We start from the raw sequence: 17,612 nt of genomic DNA, 5'->3' as shown, positions 1-17,612 counted from the left end.
AGAATATAGAAATGGTCGGCATGGGGCATCGGCACGACCTAAAATGGACAGGGAGTGACTGTAAGACTGTTTCGACAGCGAGTTACTGTGAACTGTCAAGAATCACTGACCTTGAAGGTCGGTGAGTATGTCAACAACCGTTTGCAGAAAATAAGTTGAAGAGGGAACAGGGAATAAATTATGAGGGAATAAATTATGGTAGTGTGAGCATCTTCCTCGCTGCTTAACAAAGGGAATAGGTTGTTGTAATATTACAAGTACCTCGACTAAGCTCAGTACAAGTCTTGCCTACTACCGTAGTAAAATTACAACCATGCCCCGCATATTTGATAACATAGACCTAGAATTATTAGCTATATTGAGAGATACCCTGGAAATCTCCTGCAGAGCAGATTTCTGTGTGGGTTATTTTAATCTCAGGGGTTGGCAGAAAATAGATGATTTAATTGAAAAATACCCAGGCGGCGATGTGAGTTGTTGTCGGCTACTCATTGGAATGCAGCGTTTACCCAAAGATATCATTAATACCGAATTTAGCCTGGGAACCACTGCATCAAAACTAGATAACAGTTCCATTAATCAGTTAAGAAAACGCATAGCTGCTGAATTTCGCCAGCAGTTAACCATTGGTGCGCCCAGTAATCAAGACGAAGCCGGCTTAAGGCGGTTAAGTCACCAGCTAAAAAGCAAAAGATTAATTATTAAACTATTTTTAGAGCATCCCCTGCACGCCAAATTATATCTTGTTCATCGTCAAGACCCCAATACACCCATAGTAGGATTTTTAGGTAGCAGTAATCTGACATTATCTGGTTTAGTCAAACAAGGAGAATTAAACGTTGATATTTTAGATCATGACTCTTGCCATAAACTACAAAAATGGTTTGAAGATCGCTGGGAAAGTTACGGTTGTATAGATGTTTCTGAAGAACTGGCTCAAATTATTGATGAAAGTTGGGCTAGACCAGAGTTAATACCCCCCTATCATATCTACCTCAAAATTGCTTACCATTTATCCCACGAGGCCATCGCCGGCATTTCAGAGTTTCGCATCCCCAGTGAATTTAATCACTTATTTGACTTCCAAAAAGCCGCTGTGCAGTTAGCAGCCCGTCATGTCACCAAGCGTGGAGGAGTAATTATTGGTGATGTGGTAGGCTTGGGGAAAACTTTAGTAGGAACTGCTTTAGCCAAAATATTACAAGAAGATTGTTATTTAGAAACTTTGATTATTTGTCCAAAAACCTTAACAGAAATGTGGCGAGAGTACGTGAGGGAATATCGGCTAATTGCTGAAGTTATGCCCATCAGTCAAGTACAAAATGAGTTAGCCAAACTACGACGTTACCGAGTGGTGTTAATTGATGAAAGTCATAATTTACGTAATCGAGAAGGTAAAAGATATAAAACTATTGCTGAATATATTACCACTAATGAAAGTAAATGTATTCTTTTGTCTGCCACACCCTATAATAAAACTTATTTAGACATTTCTTCCCAATTGCGGCTATTTGTCCCGGAAGATGAAAACTTGGGATTTAGACCAGAAGCTTTAATTAATCAACTAGGGGGCGGAGAATTAGGAGAATTAGAGTTTAATAAAAGGCATCAATGTTCTGTCCGTTCCCTAGCAGCCTTTGAAAAAAGCGAACATCCCGACGACTGGCGAGAATTAATGAAACGCTATATGGTACGGCGTACCCGTTCATTTATTAAAGATAATTATGCCCAAGTAGCCGAAGATGGGCGTAAATATTTAAAATTTGCCAACGGTAATACTTCTCATTTCCCAGACCGCATACCCCGTACTATTCAATTTACCTCATCAGATCCCAACTCAGATCGCTACTCTCAACTTTATTCTGCATCCATAGTAGATGTAATTAATCAACTTAATTTCCCCCGCTATGGACTAGGCAATTACATTATCACCCAAGATAAACAACCGCTGACAGCAGATGAAAAACGCATTTTAAATACTTTATTTCGCGGTAGAAACTTAATAGGTTTTTCTCGCACTAATTTATTTAAACGTTTAGAAAGTAGTGGTTTTGCTTTTATTAAATCAATTGAACGCCACATTTTACGTAACTTTGTTTATATCTATGCCATAGAACAGGGTTTAGATATTCCCATAGGTACACAAGATGTTGAACTATTAGATACTAGAAATAATGACGAAGATGCAGAATCACTCCGAGCCACTTCATTTGATCCAGAAACAGAAGATGATGAGAACTTTAATGAAAGCTATATCTCAGCAGCAGGAGAAAACAGCAATTTAAATTTAAATTTAATAAATTTAATAAATTTAAAATTCAAAAACCTACGCCAAAAAGCACAATTAACTTATCAAGAATATACATCTAGATATCAACGACGATTTAAATGGCTAGATTATCGAAGATTTGACTTTCAAAAACTCAAAAATGATTTATTAGCAGATGCCGAAGCTTTAATCAATATCTTACAAGAATTTGGGCAATGGCAACCCCAGATGGATACAAAACTTGCCGCTTTAATTGATCTGTTAACTAAAACTCACCCCCATGAAAAGGTGCTGATTTTTACTCAATTTGCCGATACAGTTAATTATTTAACAGAAAGTTTACTGGCTACAAATATTACTAATGTGGCTGGAGTAACCGGAGAATGTAAAAACCCCACAGAAATCACTAGTAGATTTAGCCCGGTGAGTAATGGTAAAAAAGCAGAAATAACATCAAACCAAGAATTACGAATCTTAATATCTACTGACATTCTCAGTGAAGGTCATAATTTACAAGATTGTGCCATAATTGTTAATTGGGATTTACCCTGGGCAATTATCCGCTTAATTCAAAGGGCGGGACGAGTAGACAGAATTGGCCAAAATGCTGCCAAAATTTTCTGTTATTCTTTTCTCCCATCTGACGGAGTAGAACGGATTATTAATTTACGGGGAAGACTGCGCCAAAGACTAAAAGAAAACGCCGAAGTGGTGGGAACAGATGAGGCATTTTTTGAGGATGATTCTAACCAAGTAATTCTGGACTTATATAATGAAAAGTCCGGGGTTTTAGATGGTGATGAAGATACAGAAGTAGATTTAACTTCAGAAGCTTTTCAAATTTGGAAAAAAGCCACAGACCATAACCCAGCTTTAAAAAAAATAATTGAAGAAATGCCCAACGTAGTTTATTCTACCCGCGCCCATCAGCCCCAACCTCTACAACCAGAAGGGGTACTGCTTTATATGAAAACTAGTGATGGTAATGATTCATTAATTTATGTTGACCAGGAAGGTAACAATGTTACTCAATCTCAACTAGCAATTCTGCGGATGGCTGCCTGTCCTGAATCTACCCCAGCTATACTTAAAAATCAACAACACCATGAGTTAATTAAAAAAGGCGCTGAATTAATTGCAAAAGAAGAAAAAAATGCCGGGGGTCAGTTAGGAAAACCCTCTGGTGCAAGGTTTCGCACCTATGAAAAACTAAAAAACTATACCCAGGAAATGAAAGCTACAGTTACAGATGAATTACGCAAAGCAGTTGACATTATTTACCGTTATCCCCTGCGACAGTCAGCCACCGATATTCTCAACCGCCACCTGCGAAGCGGTATTAGTAATCAACAGTTGGCACAATTAGTGGTAGATTTACAGGTAGATAATCGCCTGTGTATTGTTAGCGAGGAAGTGGAGAAGCAAGAACCGCGAATTATTTGTTCTTTGGGATTGTTTCAGCAGTGAGGTTTTTTATCAGCAGGGAGTACAATCACTTGTTGGCTGTTACTTAGTTCTTTGTTTTAATCAACCGCAAAGGCCGCGAAGGACACTAAAGAGGAGAAGATCAGGGTTTTTTTGTTCTATGGTGCAATCTATAGTGTATAATTTAATGATAATTTAAAAAGTTTTTGTGTATAAAAGATAAGGGAATATGACCATCAACTTTCAGCAATGCCGCAAATTTTTACAAGATTTTAACTTTCAGGATTTATTTATTCAACAGTTGGGGTGGGAGTTCCCAGCAGTAAACAAACCTGTGTTCATGGAATTTGATGAGCAAAAATATACCCGTTCTCCAATAGCTGCCCTGGCGGGGGCGGTTGTGTTTGAAATCACCTGTAATGGGGCGGAAATTCCTAACGCTAGGACTCTTGAGGCTATTTATAGGGAAATTGCTCAGTTACATTTAGAAAATTTGCTGATTTTTATTGATCATAATCGCACTCAATCTTTGTGGTATTGGGTAAGGCGAGAGGGAAGTAAAATTTATCCTCGTGATCATGTTTTTACTAAAAGTCAAACTGGAGATTTACTTTTAAGTAAAATTAGCGCCTTGCGAGTGGGTATTGAGGAAATTGAGGAAATTACAGTTATTGATATTGCTGAGAGGTTACAAAGGGGTTTTGATGTTGAACGAGTAACTAAGAGCTTTTTCCAGAAGTTTCAAGAACAACATACTACTTTTTTGAGTTTAATTAAGGGTATTGATAATCAAGCAGATAAACGCTTGTATACTTCGGTTTTACTTAACCGCTTGATGTTTGTGTATTTTTTGCAAAAAAAAGGATTTATTAAGGGCTTTACTAGTGATGATAATACTTTTTATTTGCAAAATCAACTAGACAAAAGTAAAGCTAGAGGGGAAAATTTATTTTATCAGGAGTTTTTAACTACTTTGTTTTTTGAAGGTTTTGCTAAACCTGAACAACAACGCTCTCCCCATACTCAAGCATTAATCGGGAATGTCAAATATTTAAACGGCGGATTATTTTTAAAGCATCAAATTGAGCAAGAATATCAGAATATTTTGATTCCTGATGCGGCTTTTGTCAGTGTGTTCAATTTATTTGCTAAATTCTCTTGGAATTTGGACGATACCCCAGGAGGTAGTGATAATGAAATTAACCCCTATGTGTTGGGTTATATTTTTGAAAAGTATATTAATCAAAAGGCTTTTGGGGCTTACTATACCCGTCCAGAAATTACTGGCTATTTGTGCGATCGCACCATCAATAAACTCATTCTGCACCAAGTCAACCAATTAAAACCCTCTCGTAAGTTTGACAACATTAATGATTTAATCACTAAACTAGATGCTGATTTATGTCAAAGTTTACTTGATGATATCTTACCCCATATTTCTCTACTAGATCCAGCTTGTGGCTCCGGGGCATTTTTAATTGCTGCTATGCAAACTCTGATTTATATCTACTCTCATGTTATGGCTACCATTGACATGAGAATTACAAATCCCACACTGAAAGAGCGAGTCCATCAAGAACGCTCGGCACATAATTCTTTACAATATTATATCAAAAAACAAATTATCACCAACAATCTTTATGGTGTTGATATCATGCCGGAAGCGGTAGAAATTGCCAAACTGCGGTTATTTTTAGAGTTAGTTGCTTCTGCCCATACTGTTGATGATTTAGAACCACTGCCCAACATTGACTTTAACATCATGGCGGGTAATTCTTTAATTGGTTTAATTCGGGTGGATGCTACCGCTTTTGATGCAGTAGGAAAATCCCAACAAGGTAATTTACTTCAAGCCTTAGCAGCAGATAATTATCAAAAGATTTTAGCAGAAAAAAATCACTCCATTCAATTGTACAAAAAACACGCCTTTCTCCCTGGTGAGGAACAAGGCACAAATCAAGATGATAGATTATTAATGTTGCGTCAGCACATTGACCAACTCAACCACCAATGCCAAGGTAAGTTAAATAATTTATTATTAGATGAGTTTAGTCAGCGATTGGGTATTAAATATGAGCAAGGGCAATTAACAGGAAAACCACAAAAGCGGACTTTAAACCTCAAAGATATAGAAGAACTAAAGCCCTTTCATTGGGGTTATCATTTTGATAAAGTTTTAGCACGGGGTGGTTTTGATGCAATTATCACTAACCCGCCTTGGGAAATCTTTAAACCCAACGCCAGAGAGTTTTTCTCTCAATATAGTGAACTAGTGACCAAGAAAAAAATGAATATCAAGGCTTTTGAAAAAGAACAAAAGCAACTTTTACAAGATGAAGAAATTGCTAATGCTTGGTTAAAATATCAAAGTGAATTTCCCCATGTCAGTGCTTACTACCGTTCAGCAGAACAGTATAAAAATCAAATTTCCCTTGTCAATGGCAAAAAATCTGGCACAGACATTAACCTTTATAAGTTATTTGTAGAACAATGTTTTAACTTACTACGTTCTGAGGGAGAATGTGGCATTGTGATCCCTAGCGGTATTTATACTGACTTAGGTACTAAGCAACTCCGAGAAATGTTATTTACCCAAACCAAGATTGATGCTGTATTTGGGATTTCTAATGAAAGATTTATTTTTGAAGGTGTAGATCATCGGTTTAAGTTCTGCTTGTTAACTTTTGAAAAAGGAGGATCGACAAATTCATTTATGTCTGGTTTTCGCATCAACCCGCGAGAAGCGGTGCAAGTTAATGAACTGGATATATTTTTACATAATCACGATGAACATATTAAAATAGCAGTTCCTCTAATTCGTCAATTATCTCCTGACTCCCTCTCTGTGATGGAGTTTAAGAACGAGGTAGATATCTGCATTGCTGAAAAAATGCTTCAATTTCCCCTGCTGGGTGAAAAAATAACTGGTAAATGGAATTTGCGGTTAAGTCGTGAATTTGACATGACCAATGATAGTAAATTATTTCACCAGCAACCAAAAAAAGGCAGATTACCCCTTTATGAAGGTAAAATGATTCATCAGTTCACTCACCTTTATGCCCAACCAAGGTATTGGATAGATGAATTAGAAGGAAGAAGGGCTATATTAGGGAAGAATGAAACTGATCATGGTCAAATATTAGACTATCAAACATATAGACTTGGTTTTAGGTCAGTAGCATCTAGTACAAATGAAAGGTCTTTAATTTCCAGTATTCTACCCCAATCTGTATTTTGTGGTAACTCATTATTAGTATCACAGACATATTTACAAAATAATCAAATTGCTATAAATAACCAAGAAATGTTATTTAGCCTAACAATATTTAATAGTTTTGTAATTGATTATTTTTTGCGCCAGAAAGTAACTACTAATCTGAATATGTTTTTCATATACCAACTACCAGTACCCCGCTTAACAGCCGGGGATAAATATTTTCAAGACATAGTAGAAAGAGCAGCCAAACTCATCTGCACCACCCCAGAATTTGACCAACTCGCCCAAGCAGTGGGAATAGAAACACATGAAAACGGTGTCACCGACGAAACAGAACGGGGTCACCTGCGCGCAGAACTAGATGGAATCATAGCCCACTTATACGGTTTAACAGAAGAAGAATTTACTTACATCCTCACCACATTTCCCCTTGTTCCCCAACCAGTCAAACAAGCAGCCCTACAAGCCTACCGCACCTTTACCCCCACATCCAAACCATGAGAAATCAAGCCATTGTGCGGCTAAATTCAATCACATGATATCTGTATTCTACCTCTCTCCCCGGTATATAGAGAGCCTACAACGTGAAATTAAATCATATAATCTGCCTGAAACCATGATTATTAAGGAATGTGAATTAACCGAAATGCTGTTTAACCACATCCAGCGGTGAACAATACCAATAATCAATGTGGGAAATAATCAAGTTATCACAGTTGAGTAATAATTCACTCCTACCAGAAATAGAAATGCGGGGTTTCCAGGGTAGGGGTGTATTCCAACTCAGTGTCCACTCAGTTTTGATAAGGTCCCCTAAACGTTGAATATCATGTACATCCATGTGGACATTAATAAACCAAGTCTGAATAAACTTAATCATCTCCTCATAGCGTTTAACACCCCTAAACTTATTCAATGGATCTTGAAAATAAACATTTTCATCATAAATACTGTATGTTTGATGGGCGGGAAATGTTTGATAATCTTGTTTGAGTATGTTAACAATATCCATAAGTTTCCTCCGTGTCTGGTGTGGTTAAATTATGTTATGAGCAGCGAGCAGGACTTGTAATGAGCGCATTTGAGGTATGCTCACACTAGGGTAACCTGTTCCCTTTTTTCAACCGTGAGGATAGCATAGTGGTAGAAGAAAAAGCATATTGGCTAGCTTGGACACAAATCTCTGGAGTCGGTCCAGTATTAATCCGCAGGCTACACGAACACTTTGGCACTTTAGCCACAGCTTGGAATGCTACCAAAACCGAATTAGCAGCAGTTGAAGGTTTTGGTATTCAAACCCTAGAAAAAACAGTCCAACAGCGATCGCGTCTACAGCCTGAAAAACTACTGAGCGAACACCTGCAACAAAACCCCCACTTTTGGACACCACCAGAACCAGATTATCCCCGGTTACTTTTAGAAATTCCCACCCCGCCAACGGTTTTGTACTATCGGGGTCAAATCGAACCCCTAGAAAATTCAGGACAAAAACCATTAGTAGGCATTGTAGGCACACGGCGACCCTCAGAATATGGTATACGTTGGACTCGAATGATTAGCACAACCTTGGCTAAAAATGGCTTTACCGTTGTTTCCGGTATGGCGGAGGGAATTGACACAGAAAGTCATCTGGCCGCCCTGAAAGCAGGGGGAAGAACAATTGCAGTATTGGGAACCGGTGTTGATGTTATTTATCCCCGAAAAAATCAAGACTTGTACAACCAGATTTTAAATCAAGGCTTTGTACTCAGTGAATACCCAGCCAAAACCCCACCAGATCGCACGCACTTTCCCCGACGTAATCGCATTATTGCCGGTTTAGCCCGCGCCCTGCTAGTCATGGAAGCGCCGGATAAGTCAGGGGCTATAATAACTACTACCTACGCCAACGAATTTGGCAGAGATGTTTACGCCTTACCAGGAAGAGTAGATGATTATCAATCCCAGGGGTGTTTAAAATTAATCAGTCAAGGTGCTTCCCCCATCCTCAAAGAACTAGACCATCTGCTAAAAAGCCTAGGAGCAATACCAAAACTAGATACACTAGATACCATTAACCCAATTAACCCAATTCACCCAACTAACCCTACACCAATTCCACCACCAACCAAACTACCACAATTATCACCAGAACAGCAACAAATTATAGATGCAATTAACTCTGATATTTTATCCTTTGATGTAATTGTGCAAAAAACAGGCATAAATACCAGCTTGCTTTCCGGTGCATTATTAGAGTTAGAACTAATGGGTTTAGTTTCCCAACTACCAGGAATGAGGTATCAAAAAAATTAAACCTATTAAACATAGTATGTCTTAAACACCTCAGACACAAATGTAAATGATAGTCTGGTGTTACAGGAGGATTTAACAAGCAGGATGCTTGTGTTACAAGAAGATTTAACAAGCAGGATGCTTGTGTTACAAGAAGATTTAACAAGCAGGATGCTTGTGTTACAGGAGGATTTAGTTAATTATATTCCACAAAAATACTTTTGAAATGAAATTACAGACACTTAGTTTTAAAAAAAATGCCCAATCAACACCAAACCCCCTTATTAGATGCCTTAAAAGCTTATACAACCCATGCTCACGCCGCTTTTTACACCCCAGGACATAAGGGCGGAAAAGGCATTGCTCAACCTCTAACCGACTTACTAGGCGCAAAAGTGTTCACAGCGGATTTAACAGAACTAACCAATTTAGATAATTTATTTACCCCCCAGGGGGTAATTCAAGCAGCCCAACAATTAGCAGCGGAGGCTTTTGGCGCATCACAAACATGGTTTTTAGTCAATGGTTCCACCTGTGGCATTGCCGCAGCCATTCTCGCTACCTGTAGTCCTGGTGATAAAATTATCTTACCCCGCAATGTTCACTCCTCCGCCATCGCCGGGTTAATCCTCTCAGGTGCTACACCTATCTTTATCAATCCTGAATATGACCCAGTTTTAGATATTGCCCATAGTATCACACCCCAAGCCCTCACCGCAGCACTGGAAAAACACCCAGATGTCAAAAGTGTTTTGGTAGTATATCCCACTTATTACGGTGTTTGTGGAGATTTACCAGCCATCGCCCAAATTACCCATAAATATAATATCCCCTTACTGGTAGACGAAGCACACGGAGCGCACTTTGCCTTTCATCCCCAACTACCCACCCCAGCATTAGCCGCAGGTGCGGATTTAACCATACAATCAATTCATAAAGTGCTTGGGGCTATGACCCAAGCATCAATGTTACACATCCAAGGCCACAGGATCAATCACCACCGCATTAACAAAGCCTTACAAATCCTCCAGTCCACCAGCCCTAGTTATATTCTATTAGCCTCCCTAGATGCTGCACGTCAGCAAATGGCATTACATGGACAAGCCCTCATGTCACACACCTTGCAACTTGCAGACACAGCTAGAAGCAAAATCAGCACAATTCCCGGCTTATCATTGCTGCAAATGCCAAATTTAGACCCCACACGCTTAACCGTCACTGTTTCCGCCTTGGGTTTAACAGGATTTGCAGCAGAGGAAATTCTGGATGAAAAACTGGGTGTAACAGCTGAGTTGGCATCATGGCAACATCTCACCTTTATTATTACCTTCGGCAACACCTCCTCTGATATTGAGCAACTAATACAAGGTTTAATCACCCTCGCAACTAGCAAGACTATTAATAAATCCCCAACTCAAAAACCGTTAGCCATATGGGATGACAACTTAACAGTTGTGTCACCCCGTCAAGCCTTTTTTGCTGTGACTGAAACCTTACCATTACCAGAAACAAGCGATCGCATCTGCGCCGAGATAGTCTGTCCTTATCCGCCGGGAATACCGGTTTTAATGCCAGGAGAGTTAATTACTTCCTCAGCCTTAGAATATTTACAACAAATTCAATCACTAGGCGGATTTATCTCTGGTTGTGCTGACACTAGTTTAAAAACCTTAAAAGTCCTGAAAAAATGAAAAACATAACCGTTAACTATTAACTATAAATTAAGCTCTTCTACTGAGAGCATACTTTAACTGCGCTCAGTACAAATACAAGTCTTGCTTGCTGCTTAATACAGCCCCGCTCAGAATGTACCTCACTTGGGCAAAATTCGCCACAAACTTACAACTCTTAAGTAATAACGACTATAATTAAGACAAGATAAAAACCCAGTTGACAACTATGAGAGTTGAGGAAATTCCACTAAATCAAATTAAACGGCCTTTACCCCGCGCAAACGAGCCAAATAAAGTACAAGCTTTAATGGAGTCCATTGCAGCTATTGGACAGCAAGAACCCATTGATGTCTTGGAAGTAGAAGGAGAATACTATGGTTTTTCCGGTTGTCACCGTTATGAAGCTTGCCAACGCTTGGGTAAACAAACAATCCTAGCCAGAATCCGTAAAGCTCCCCGTAGCGTCCTGAGAATGCACTTAGTATAATTTATTAGCACCCAATAGGAGAAAAATATGTCATCTCAACCAACAGTCACAAATGTTAACATTGGTATTGACGAAGTTAGTAGAGCGAAAATTGCCGACGGGCTGTCTCGCCTATTAGCTGATACCTACACACTGTATTTAAAAACCCATAGCTTTCATTGGAACGTTACCGGACCGATGTTCCAGACCTTACATTTAATGTTTGAGACTCAGTATACAGAACTAGCCTTAGCTGTTGATTTAATTGCAGAAAGAATCAGAGCATTAGGATACCCCGCACCAGGAACCTACAGCGAATATGTTAAACTGAGTTCCATTGGTGAAACTCCCGGAGTTCCCAAAGCCAAAGAAATGATCAAATTGCTAGTGGAAGGACAAGAAGCAGTGGTCAGAACTGCACGTTCTATCTTCCCCGTCTTGGAAGAAGTCAACGACGAACCCACAGCCGATTTATTAACTCAACGGATGCAAGTCCACGAAAAAACCGCTTGGATGTTGAGAAGCTTACTGGAAGAGTAAGACTGGGAACCGGAGCATTTTGGATTTTGGATCAGATCGCTATCAACTAAAATTAAAACTCAATCCCATAGAAAAGAGATGAGAAAACAATGGTAAATTTTCCCATCCCCAAATACTAAATTAAGCCGGATAAATCCGTAAACGCCGATTTGGTTCCTCCCCGAAACTATGAGACTTCAGTCGGTAGTGTTCTACCAACTCATGCTGCATTTTGCGTACCTGGGAAGAACGGGGTAATAACTCCACAGGCTGGCCTTTAGGAATTACAATCTGTTCTACAGCCAGTCTCGCCTCTTCTAAAGCATCCATCTCATCATCAGTACCACTGTGTAAAAACAGTTGCAACTCCCTATCATCAGTCATTTCCGGCTCTTCCATATTCAGCAAACGCCGTAAACCACGGCTAATTTGCGGAATTGTACTAGACTTAATCATGTGAATAGGCACATGATGGACCTTGGCGATTTGCCTTAACTTAGGATGGTTTTTGACGTGCGATCGCAGCGCCAAAATTGCATCAGCACTATCAATATCTTTTGTCAATACCACCGGCAAAGTTAGTACACCAATCACCTGTTCTAATTGATGGCGACTGACACCATAGGGATAAATGTGTAGTGGCAAATCTTCCCCGTTTGGTCCTGAGTATGTACTGGTATGAACATCAACAGCCTCAGAGTAGCTAAATGACTCATCCAGCAGGCGGTCAAACTCACTACGTCCAGTGATGCGCTCTGGTTCCAAAGACAAAGGTGGTAAAGCTACCATTTGTCCAGATGAACGCCAGCCTTTAGTTGCTACAGATGGCAAAGATTCCTCTCTAGCGGGAACCTGACCACCGCGCCCATTCACCACTGATAACTGCCGTGTAATCACCACCTGGCCTTGCTCATCAACAGTTCTCGTTTGTGGGTTGGGTTGACGACCTCTCAGCAGAGTATCTACTGTGTCCGCCACACTTTCATGTATTACCCAGCGTTGCCGTTCTAGCATTTCCACTGCAATTTCAAAAGTGGGGGGAGCTTTGCGTTCTAAAACAGTTTTTTGACTACCCCTCCTTCTAGCCTCCTCATCCCCTAAAGTCACAGATTGAATACCGCCGACTAAATCAGAAAGAGTAGGGTTTTTAATCAGGTTTTCAATTTGATTACCGTGGGCAGTACCCACCAACTGTACCCCCCGTTCAGCAATAGTACGAGCCGCTAAAGCTTCTAATTCCGTACCAATTTCATCAATGACAATGACTTCCGGCATATGGTTTTCCACCGCCTCAATCATTACCTGGTGCTGAAGTTCCGGTTGTGCTACTTGCATCCGCCTAGCACGACCAATGGCAGGGTGAGGCACATCACCATCCCCGGCAATTTCATTTGATGTGTCAATAATTACTACACGTTTATGTAAATCATCCGCCAAAACACGGGCGATTTCTCTTAAGGCAGTAGTTTTACCCACACCTGGCCGCCCCAACATGAGAATTGATTTACCAGTTTCCACTAAATCGCGGATCATGCCAATAGTACCAAATATTGCTCGACCCACACGACAAGTCAAACCGATAATCTTTCCGCTACGGTTACGGATAGCACTGATGCGATGCAAAGTTAACTCAATTCCGGCTCGATTATCTCCGCTAAAAGTTCCGACTCGCTGAATACAATCATCAATTTGCGCCTGAGTCACGGGTGTTTCGCTCAGATACTCAGCTTGATTAGGAAAGCGAGCCTCTGGGTAACGACCCAGATCCAAAACCACTTCAACTAAACTATCTCGTTGGGGATGACTTTCTAGTACTTGTCGCAGGTCTTGGGGCAGAATGTCCAATAACTTTTGAAGGTCTTCTGTAATCGTCATGCTTTCTATGGTGACGTTTTGAGAGATAATGAACGAGCAATTAGCGCTCCTGCTGTGACTTGATCTGGGAAACCAGGGAATAGGCAAGCTTTACGGCTGGCCAGAGTAATTCGGGTTTTTCTTCCAGACGGAATTTCCCCTTAACATTGGTTTGACTCACCTCCTGACTCTCTAACTGATCGAGAACTGGTGACAGCAGCACACGGGCGTAACTACCGTAAGCAACCCCAGCAACATAGGACTGAGAATGGCAATTATTACCCTTCAACAATCCCATTGTCTTTAACTTAGCAACGGTGTAACTATTAGTGCCACCTGCTAACTGCACATATCCCGGTAACTTAGCTGTCAAAACTTTTTGCCCCAGCTTCACTGTCGCCAAGGTAGTCCCCTTGCCAATATCACCACTCATGGGACGGCCATCTGTCTGCCAAATTAAACAACTAGGTAATGGAGTCACTAGTTTAGTAATTGCTTGTAGATAGTCAATCATCCCCTCCCCATCCCCACAACTAATGGCTACCACCTTTAGTTGATCAGCCCACGGAGAAATCTTGAGCCATAATTGCTGAAATTCCGCCAAATGTCCGGTTTTTGTGTGAATTTCCACCGCATCTACCACCCTTGACATTACCAATGGTGCGATCGCGCCAGCGCTCGACATATGTGATTTTGTATAAATATTATCATATGGACAAACAGGTATGCAACGTCCACAGCCGTAGCACTTTTGAGCTTCAACTCCCGAAAACTCATCTATACCGTTAAATACAATTGCTTGTGCCGGACAAACCCTTTCACAGGGTCTGGGGCATTCCTTGGGGCATTCAGCAGAATTAAATTCTGCCTTGCGAAAATGGGGGTCTTCTCCATCATTGAGACTGACCATCAAAAAAGGTAAATTGCCTTGATAGCCATAACCCCGCTCCCTGGCCTCCCGAAACAAACCCTGGGCCACTTCTAACCCTTCCCGAGCCGCTCCTATAACTGCCGGGTCAGCAGCCACATCTATACAGTCAGCCCCTGCCAATGTATACGCCAGTGCTAAACTTCTGACTGCTGGCAGATGTTGGAAACTAGCTCCACAGATCAGCTTAAACCACTGACCTTTTTTTAAGGATTGTAAAGGGGGAAACAAATCAGCCACATTTCTATTATGCCTACTGCTACCATTCTACAACAACAGCACCAAAGCCCACCACTACAACCCCTCAATTCCCGCTTACCCCCACCCCTACCATTTAGGTGCTGCATCAAAAAAACTGAGTACTAACCCTGGTTCTAGAGGTTGAGAAAATAGATATCCTTGCACAAAATCACAATTTAAACGCCTCAACTTTTCTAATTGCTCTCTACTTTCCACTCCTTCCGCCAGTACCGTCATCCCCATTGACTCAGCAATACTAATTATAGCTGGAAATAATCCCATATTTTCCCCAATTTCCCCCATACTTCTCACAAAAGACTTATCTATTTTTAGTTTATTTAAAGGAAAATTATGTAAATAACTTAAAGACGAATAACCAGTACCAAAATCGTCCATTACTAATTGAATGTTTCTTTCCTTAAGCTGATGCAGAACTGTTTTCACCCTGTGACTATTTTCCATAATCACAGTTTCTGTGATTTCCAATTCTAAACACAAGGGATTGATTTTAGTTTCATTAATAATTTCGTCAATTTCCCATATAAAATTAGGTTGGGAAAATAACCGCCCACTCAAATTAGCACTAATAGTTATATTTTTAGGTGTGGCTGGGTCATCTTGCCACATACGCAGTTGATGACAAGCTGACCGTAATACCCATTTATCAATAGTATTAATTAAACCTGTTTCCTCAGCAACAGGAATAAACTCCCCCGGCAAAATCAAACCGCGAATTGGGTGTTTCCAGCGTACCAGTGCTTCAAAACCAGAGACAGTACCCGTGGTTAAAGAAATAATTGGTTGATAATAAACCACAAATTCTTGGCGTTTAATAGCTCGACGCAGGTCATTTTCCAAATCTAACAGCTGCACAGCCTCTTCATACATAGCAGGGTTAAAAACTTGATATCTAGCCTTTCCTAAAGCTTTAGCACGATACATAGCCGTATCAGCATCCCGCAGCAAATATTCTGGCTGATCATAGTCTTTACTCCCCCAATTAATGCCAATACTAGCATTAATAAATACTTCACATTTAGACAGTTTAAAGCTCAGTGATAACTGTTTTAAGATGAACTCAGATACTTGGGTCGCTGCATTAATATCCGGCAATTTTTCCAAGATAATGCCAAATTCATCCCCTCCCAATCGTGCTAAAGTGTCAGTATCTTTTAAACATAATTGTAATCGGCGAGCAATGGCAATGAGTAACTCATCTCCCACTAAATGCCCCAGAGAATCATTAACAACTTTAAAGCGATCGCAATCCAAAAACAATACAGCAAACCGATAATTTGATTCTTTTTTAGCCTGATGTAAAGCTTTTTCTAGCTGTCTAATAAACAAAAATCTGTTGGGTAAACCAGTCAGTGAATCATGTAGCACCATATCTAGGAGTGTATCTTGCATTTGCCGACGAGCCGCAACTTCTCCTTGTAGGATTTTCAGAGTATGTTCTAATTCCCAGGTGCGCCGCTTTACCATTTCTTCTAGTTGGGTATTGAGTTTCAATATTTCTAGTTTTGCGGTTCTTAATGCAATTTGATTTTGCACCCGCACCAGAACTTCTTGAAACTGAAACGGTTTAGCAATATAATCTACACCTCCCACTTTAAATGCTTTAACTTTATCGAAAACATTATCTAAAGCACTAATAAAAATTACCGGAATATCTGCTGTAATATCCCAGTCCTTCAACCTCTGACAAACCTGATAACCATCTACATCCGGCATAATAATATCAAGTAAGATGATATCCGGTACTACTGTTTCACAAGCAGTCACAGCCATTTGCCAGTTAAAAGCTTTGCGAACCGTATATCCAGCCCTTGTAAACAGACAGGACAAAACCCGCAGGTTCTCTGGCATATCGTCAATAATCAAAATATCTTTTTTATCCGCATCTAACCCCTTGTTATTCATCCTGCCTTCAGCGCATCTTCCCAGAGAATTGGTAATGAAATCAACCCTATCCAGTAATTAAAAGTCTGGGGATACAATCAAGCCTAATTCAGTCCACCGATATGATTTAGAGGCCAAAACCGGACTGTAGCACGACCAATAATATTTTCTCGCGGTACAACACCCCAGCAACGGCTATCATAGCTACTATTGCGATTGTCACCCAAAACTAAATATGAGTTAGGTGGTATAGTGACGGGTTTGGCTAAATAAGGAGCTTGGGAACCGGATTTACAAACATCAATTACAGTCTGTTGATCCGAACCCAGATATTTAACTTCTTCCAGGGGCTGGTTATTTATATACACTCGCCCATCCCTCAGTTCTACTTTTTCCCCCGGTAAAGCCACAATACGTTTAATAAAAGCATCACTATATTGTTCGTTTTGTAGTACTTTCGTCGGGGAAAAAACCACAATATCCCCCCGTTGGGGTTCAGAAAATCTATACTTCAACTTATCCACAATGATCTTATCTGCCTCCCACTGGTTAGGCGTGCCATTTAGCGTAGGCTCCATAGAAGCAGAAGGAATCCAGCGAGCTTCAGCCACAAAAGTACGAATCCCCAAGGCTAGAACCACACTTAATACAGTTGTTCTAGCAAGTTCGGCGATCCAAGAATTATCAGGTTGTTGACTAGATTGGTTATCAGACACTTGATTTCGCATGAAATAGAAATAAGGGAAGAGTAAAGTAATTAACTCGTTCGGGGAGATTATGTTCTTTTATCTTAACGAGTAAATCCTGATATCATGGTTAAAGTTATCATCTTCATAACACACCAA

Annotated in this window: 11 protein-coding genes; 6 read left to right on the top strand and 5 right to left on the bottom strand. The window is 40.3% G+C overall.

Translation table 11 applies throughout. The annotated features are described in order from the left end of the window. The first annotated feature begins 313 nt into the window (after positions 1 to 313). Positions 314 to 3,736 (top strand): helicase-related protein, encoded by a 3,423-nt coding sequence (locus tag NWP17_RS11150; protein WP_280654985.1) that lies wholly within the window; start codon positions 314 to 316, stop codon positions 3,734 to 3,736. A 187-nt stretch (positions 3,737 to 3,923) separates the two neighbouring features. After that, a complete protein-coding gene (locus NWP17_RS11145) occupies positions 3,924 to 7,412 on the top strand; it encodes an Eco57I restriction-modification methylase domain-containing protein (RefSeq protein ID WP_280654984.1) in 3,489 nt (1,162 codons plus the stop codon). Positions 7,413 to 7,548: 136 nt separating this feature from the next. Here the strand turns inward: NWP17_RS11145 and NWP17_RS11140 are convergent, their stop codons facing one another. Further along, a complete protein-coding gene (locus NWP17_RS11140) occupies positions 7,549 to 7,923 on the bottom strand; it encodes a C6orf136 family protein (protein WP_280654983.1) in 375 nt (124 codons plus the stop codon). A gap of 128 nt (positions 7,924 to 8,051) precedes the next feature. Here NWP17_RS11140 and dprA point away from each other — a divergent pair, with 128 nt between their 5' ends. The 4 genes from dprA to NWP17_RS11120 all read left to right on the top strand — a co-directional run bounded on the left by dprA (position 8,052) and on the right by NWP17_RS11120 (position 11,864). Further along, a complete protein-coding gene (gene dprA / locus NWP17_RS11135; RefSeq protein ID WP_280654982.1) occupies positions 8,052 to 9,206 on the top strand; it encodes a DNA-processing protein DprA in 1,155 nt (384 codons plus the stop codon). 236 nt (positions 9,207 to 9,442) lie between these two features. Then, on the top strand, positions 9,443 to 10,876 hold the full coding sequence (locus tag NWP17_RS11130) for an aminotransferase class I/II-fold pyridoxal phosphate-dependent enzyme (RefSeq protein WP_280654981.1): 1,434 nt from the start codon (positions 9,443 to 9,445) through the stop codon (positions 10,874 to 10,876). 208 nt (positions 10,877 to 11,084) lie between these two features. Continuing rightward, positions 11,085 to 11,345 (top strand): ParB N-terminal domain-containing protein, encoded by a 261-nt coding sequence (locus tag NWP17_RS11125; protein ID WP_280654980.1) that lies wholly within the window; start codon positions 11,085 to 11,087, stop codon positions 11,343 to 11,345. Positions 11,346 to 11,372: 27 nt separating this feature from the next. Continuing rightward, positions 11,373 to 11,864 (top strand): Dps family protein, encoded by a 492-nt coding sequence (locus NWP17_RS11120; RefSeq protein ID WP_280654979.1) that lies wholly within the window; start codon positions 11,373 to 11,375, stop codon positions 11,862 to 11,864. 120 nt (positions 11,865 to 11,984) lie between these two features. Here NWP17_RS11120 and NWP17_RS11115 read toward each other — a convergent pair whose 3' ends face one another. From NWP17_RS11115 to lepB, 4 genes are all read right to left on the bottom strand, one after another. Then, entirely contained in the window at positions 11,985 to 13,718 is a 1,734-nt protein-coding gene (locus tag NWP17_RS11115; RefSeq protein WP_280654978.1) for a R3H domain-containing nucleic acid-binding protein, read from the bottom strand. Positions 13,719 to 13,758: 40 nt separating this feature from the next. Further along, positions 13,759 to 14,865, bottom strand: coding sequence for a circadian clock protein LdpA (gene ldpA / locus NWP17_RS11110; protein WP_280654977.1), 1,107 nt, complete (start codon positions 14,863 to 14,865; stop codon positions 13,759 to 13,761). Between the two features lie 87 nt (positions 14,866 to 14,952). Next, a complete protein-coding gene (locus NWP17_RS11105) occupies positions 14,953 to 16,788 on the bottom strand; it encodes a two-component system response regulator (protein ID WP_280654976.1) in 1,836 nt (611 codons plus the stop codon). Positions 16,789 to 16,871: 83 nt separating this feature from the next. After that, positions 16,872 to 17,495 carry a signal peptidase I gene (gene lepB / locus NWP17_RS11100; RefSeq protein WP_280654975.1) on the bottom strand — a complete coding sequence of 208 codons (624 nt, stop codon included), beginning with the start codon at positions 17,493 to 17,495 and terminating at the stop codon, positions 16,872 to 16,874. Positions 17,496 to 17,612: the final 117 nt, after the last annotated feature.

This window comes from Chrysosporum bergii ANA360D (assembly GCF_029891735.1).
GTDB classification, from domain to species: domain Bacteria; phylum Cyanobacteriota; class Cyanobacteriia; order Cyanobacteriales; family Nostocaceae; genus Umezakia; species Umezakia bergii.
This window is presented reverse-complemented; position numbering and strand designations above follow the sequence as displayed.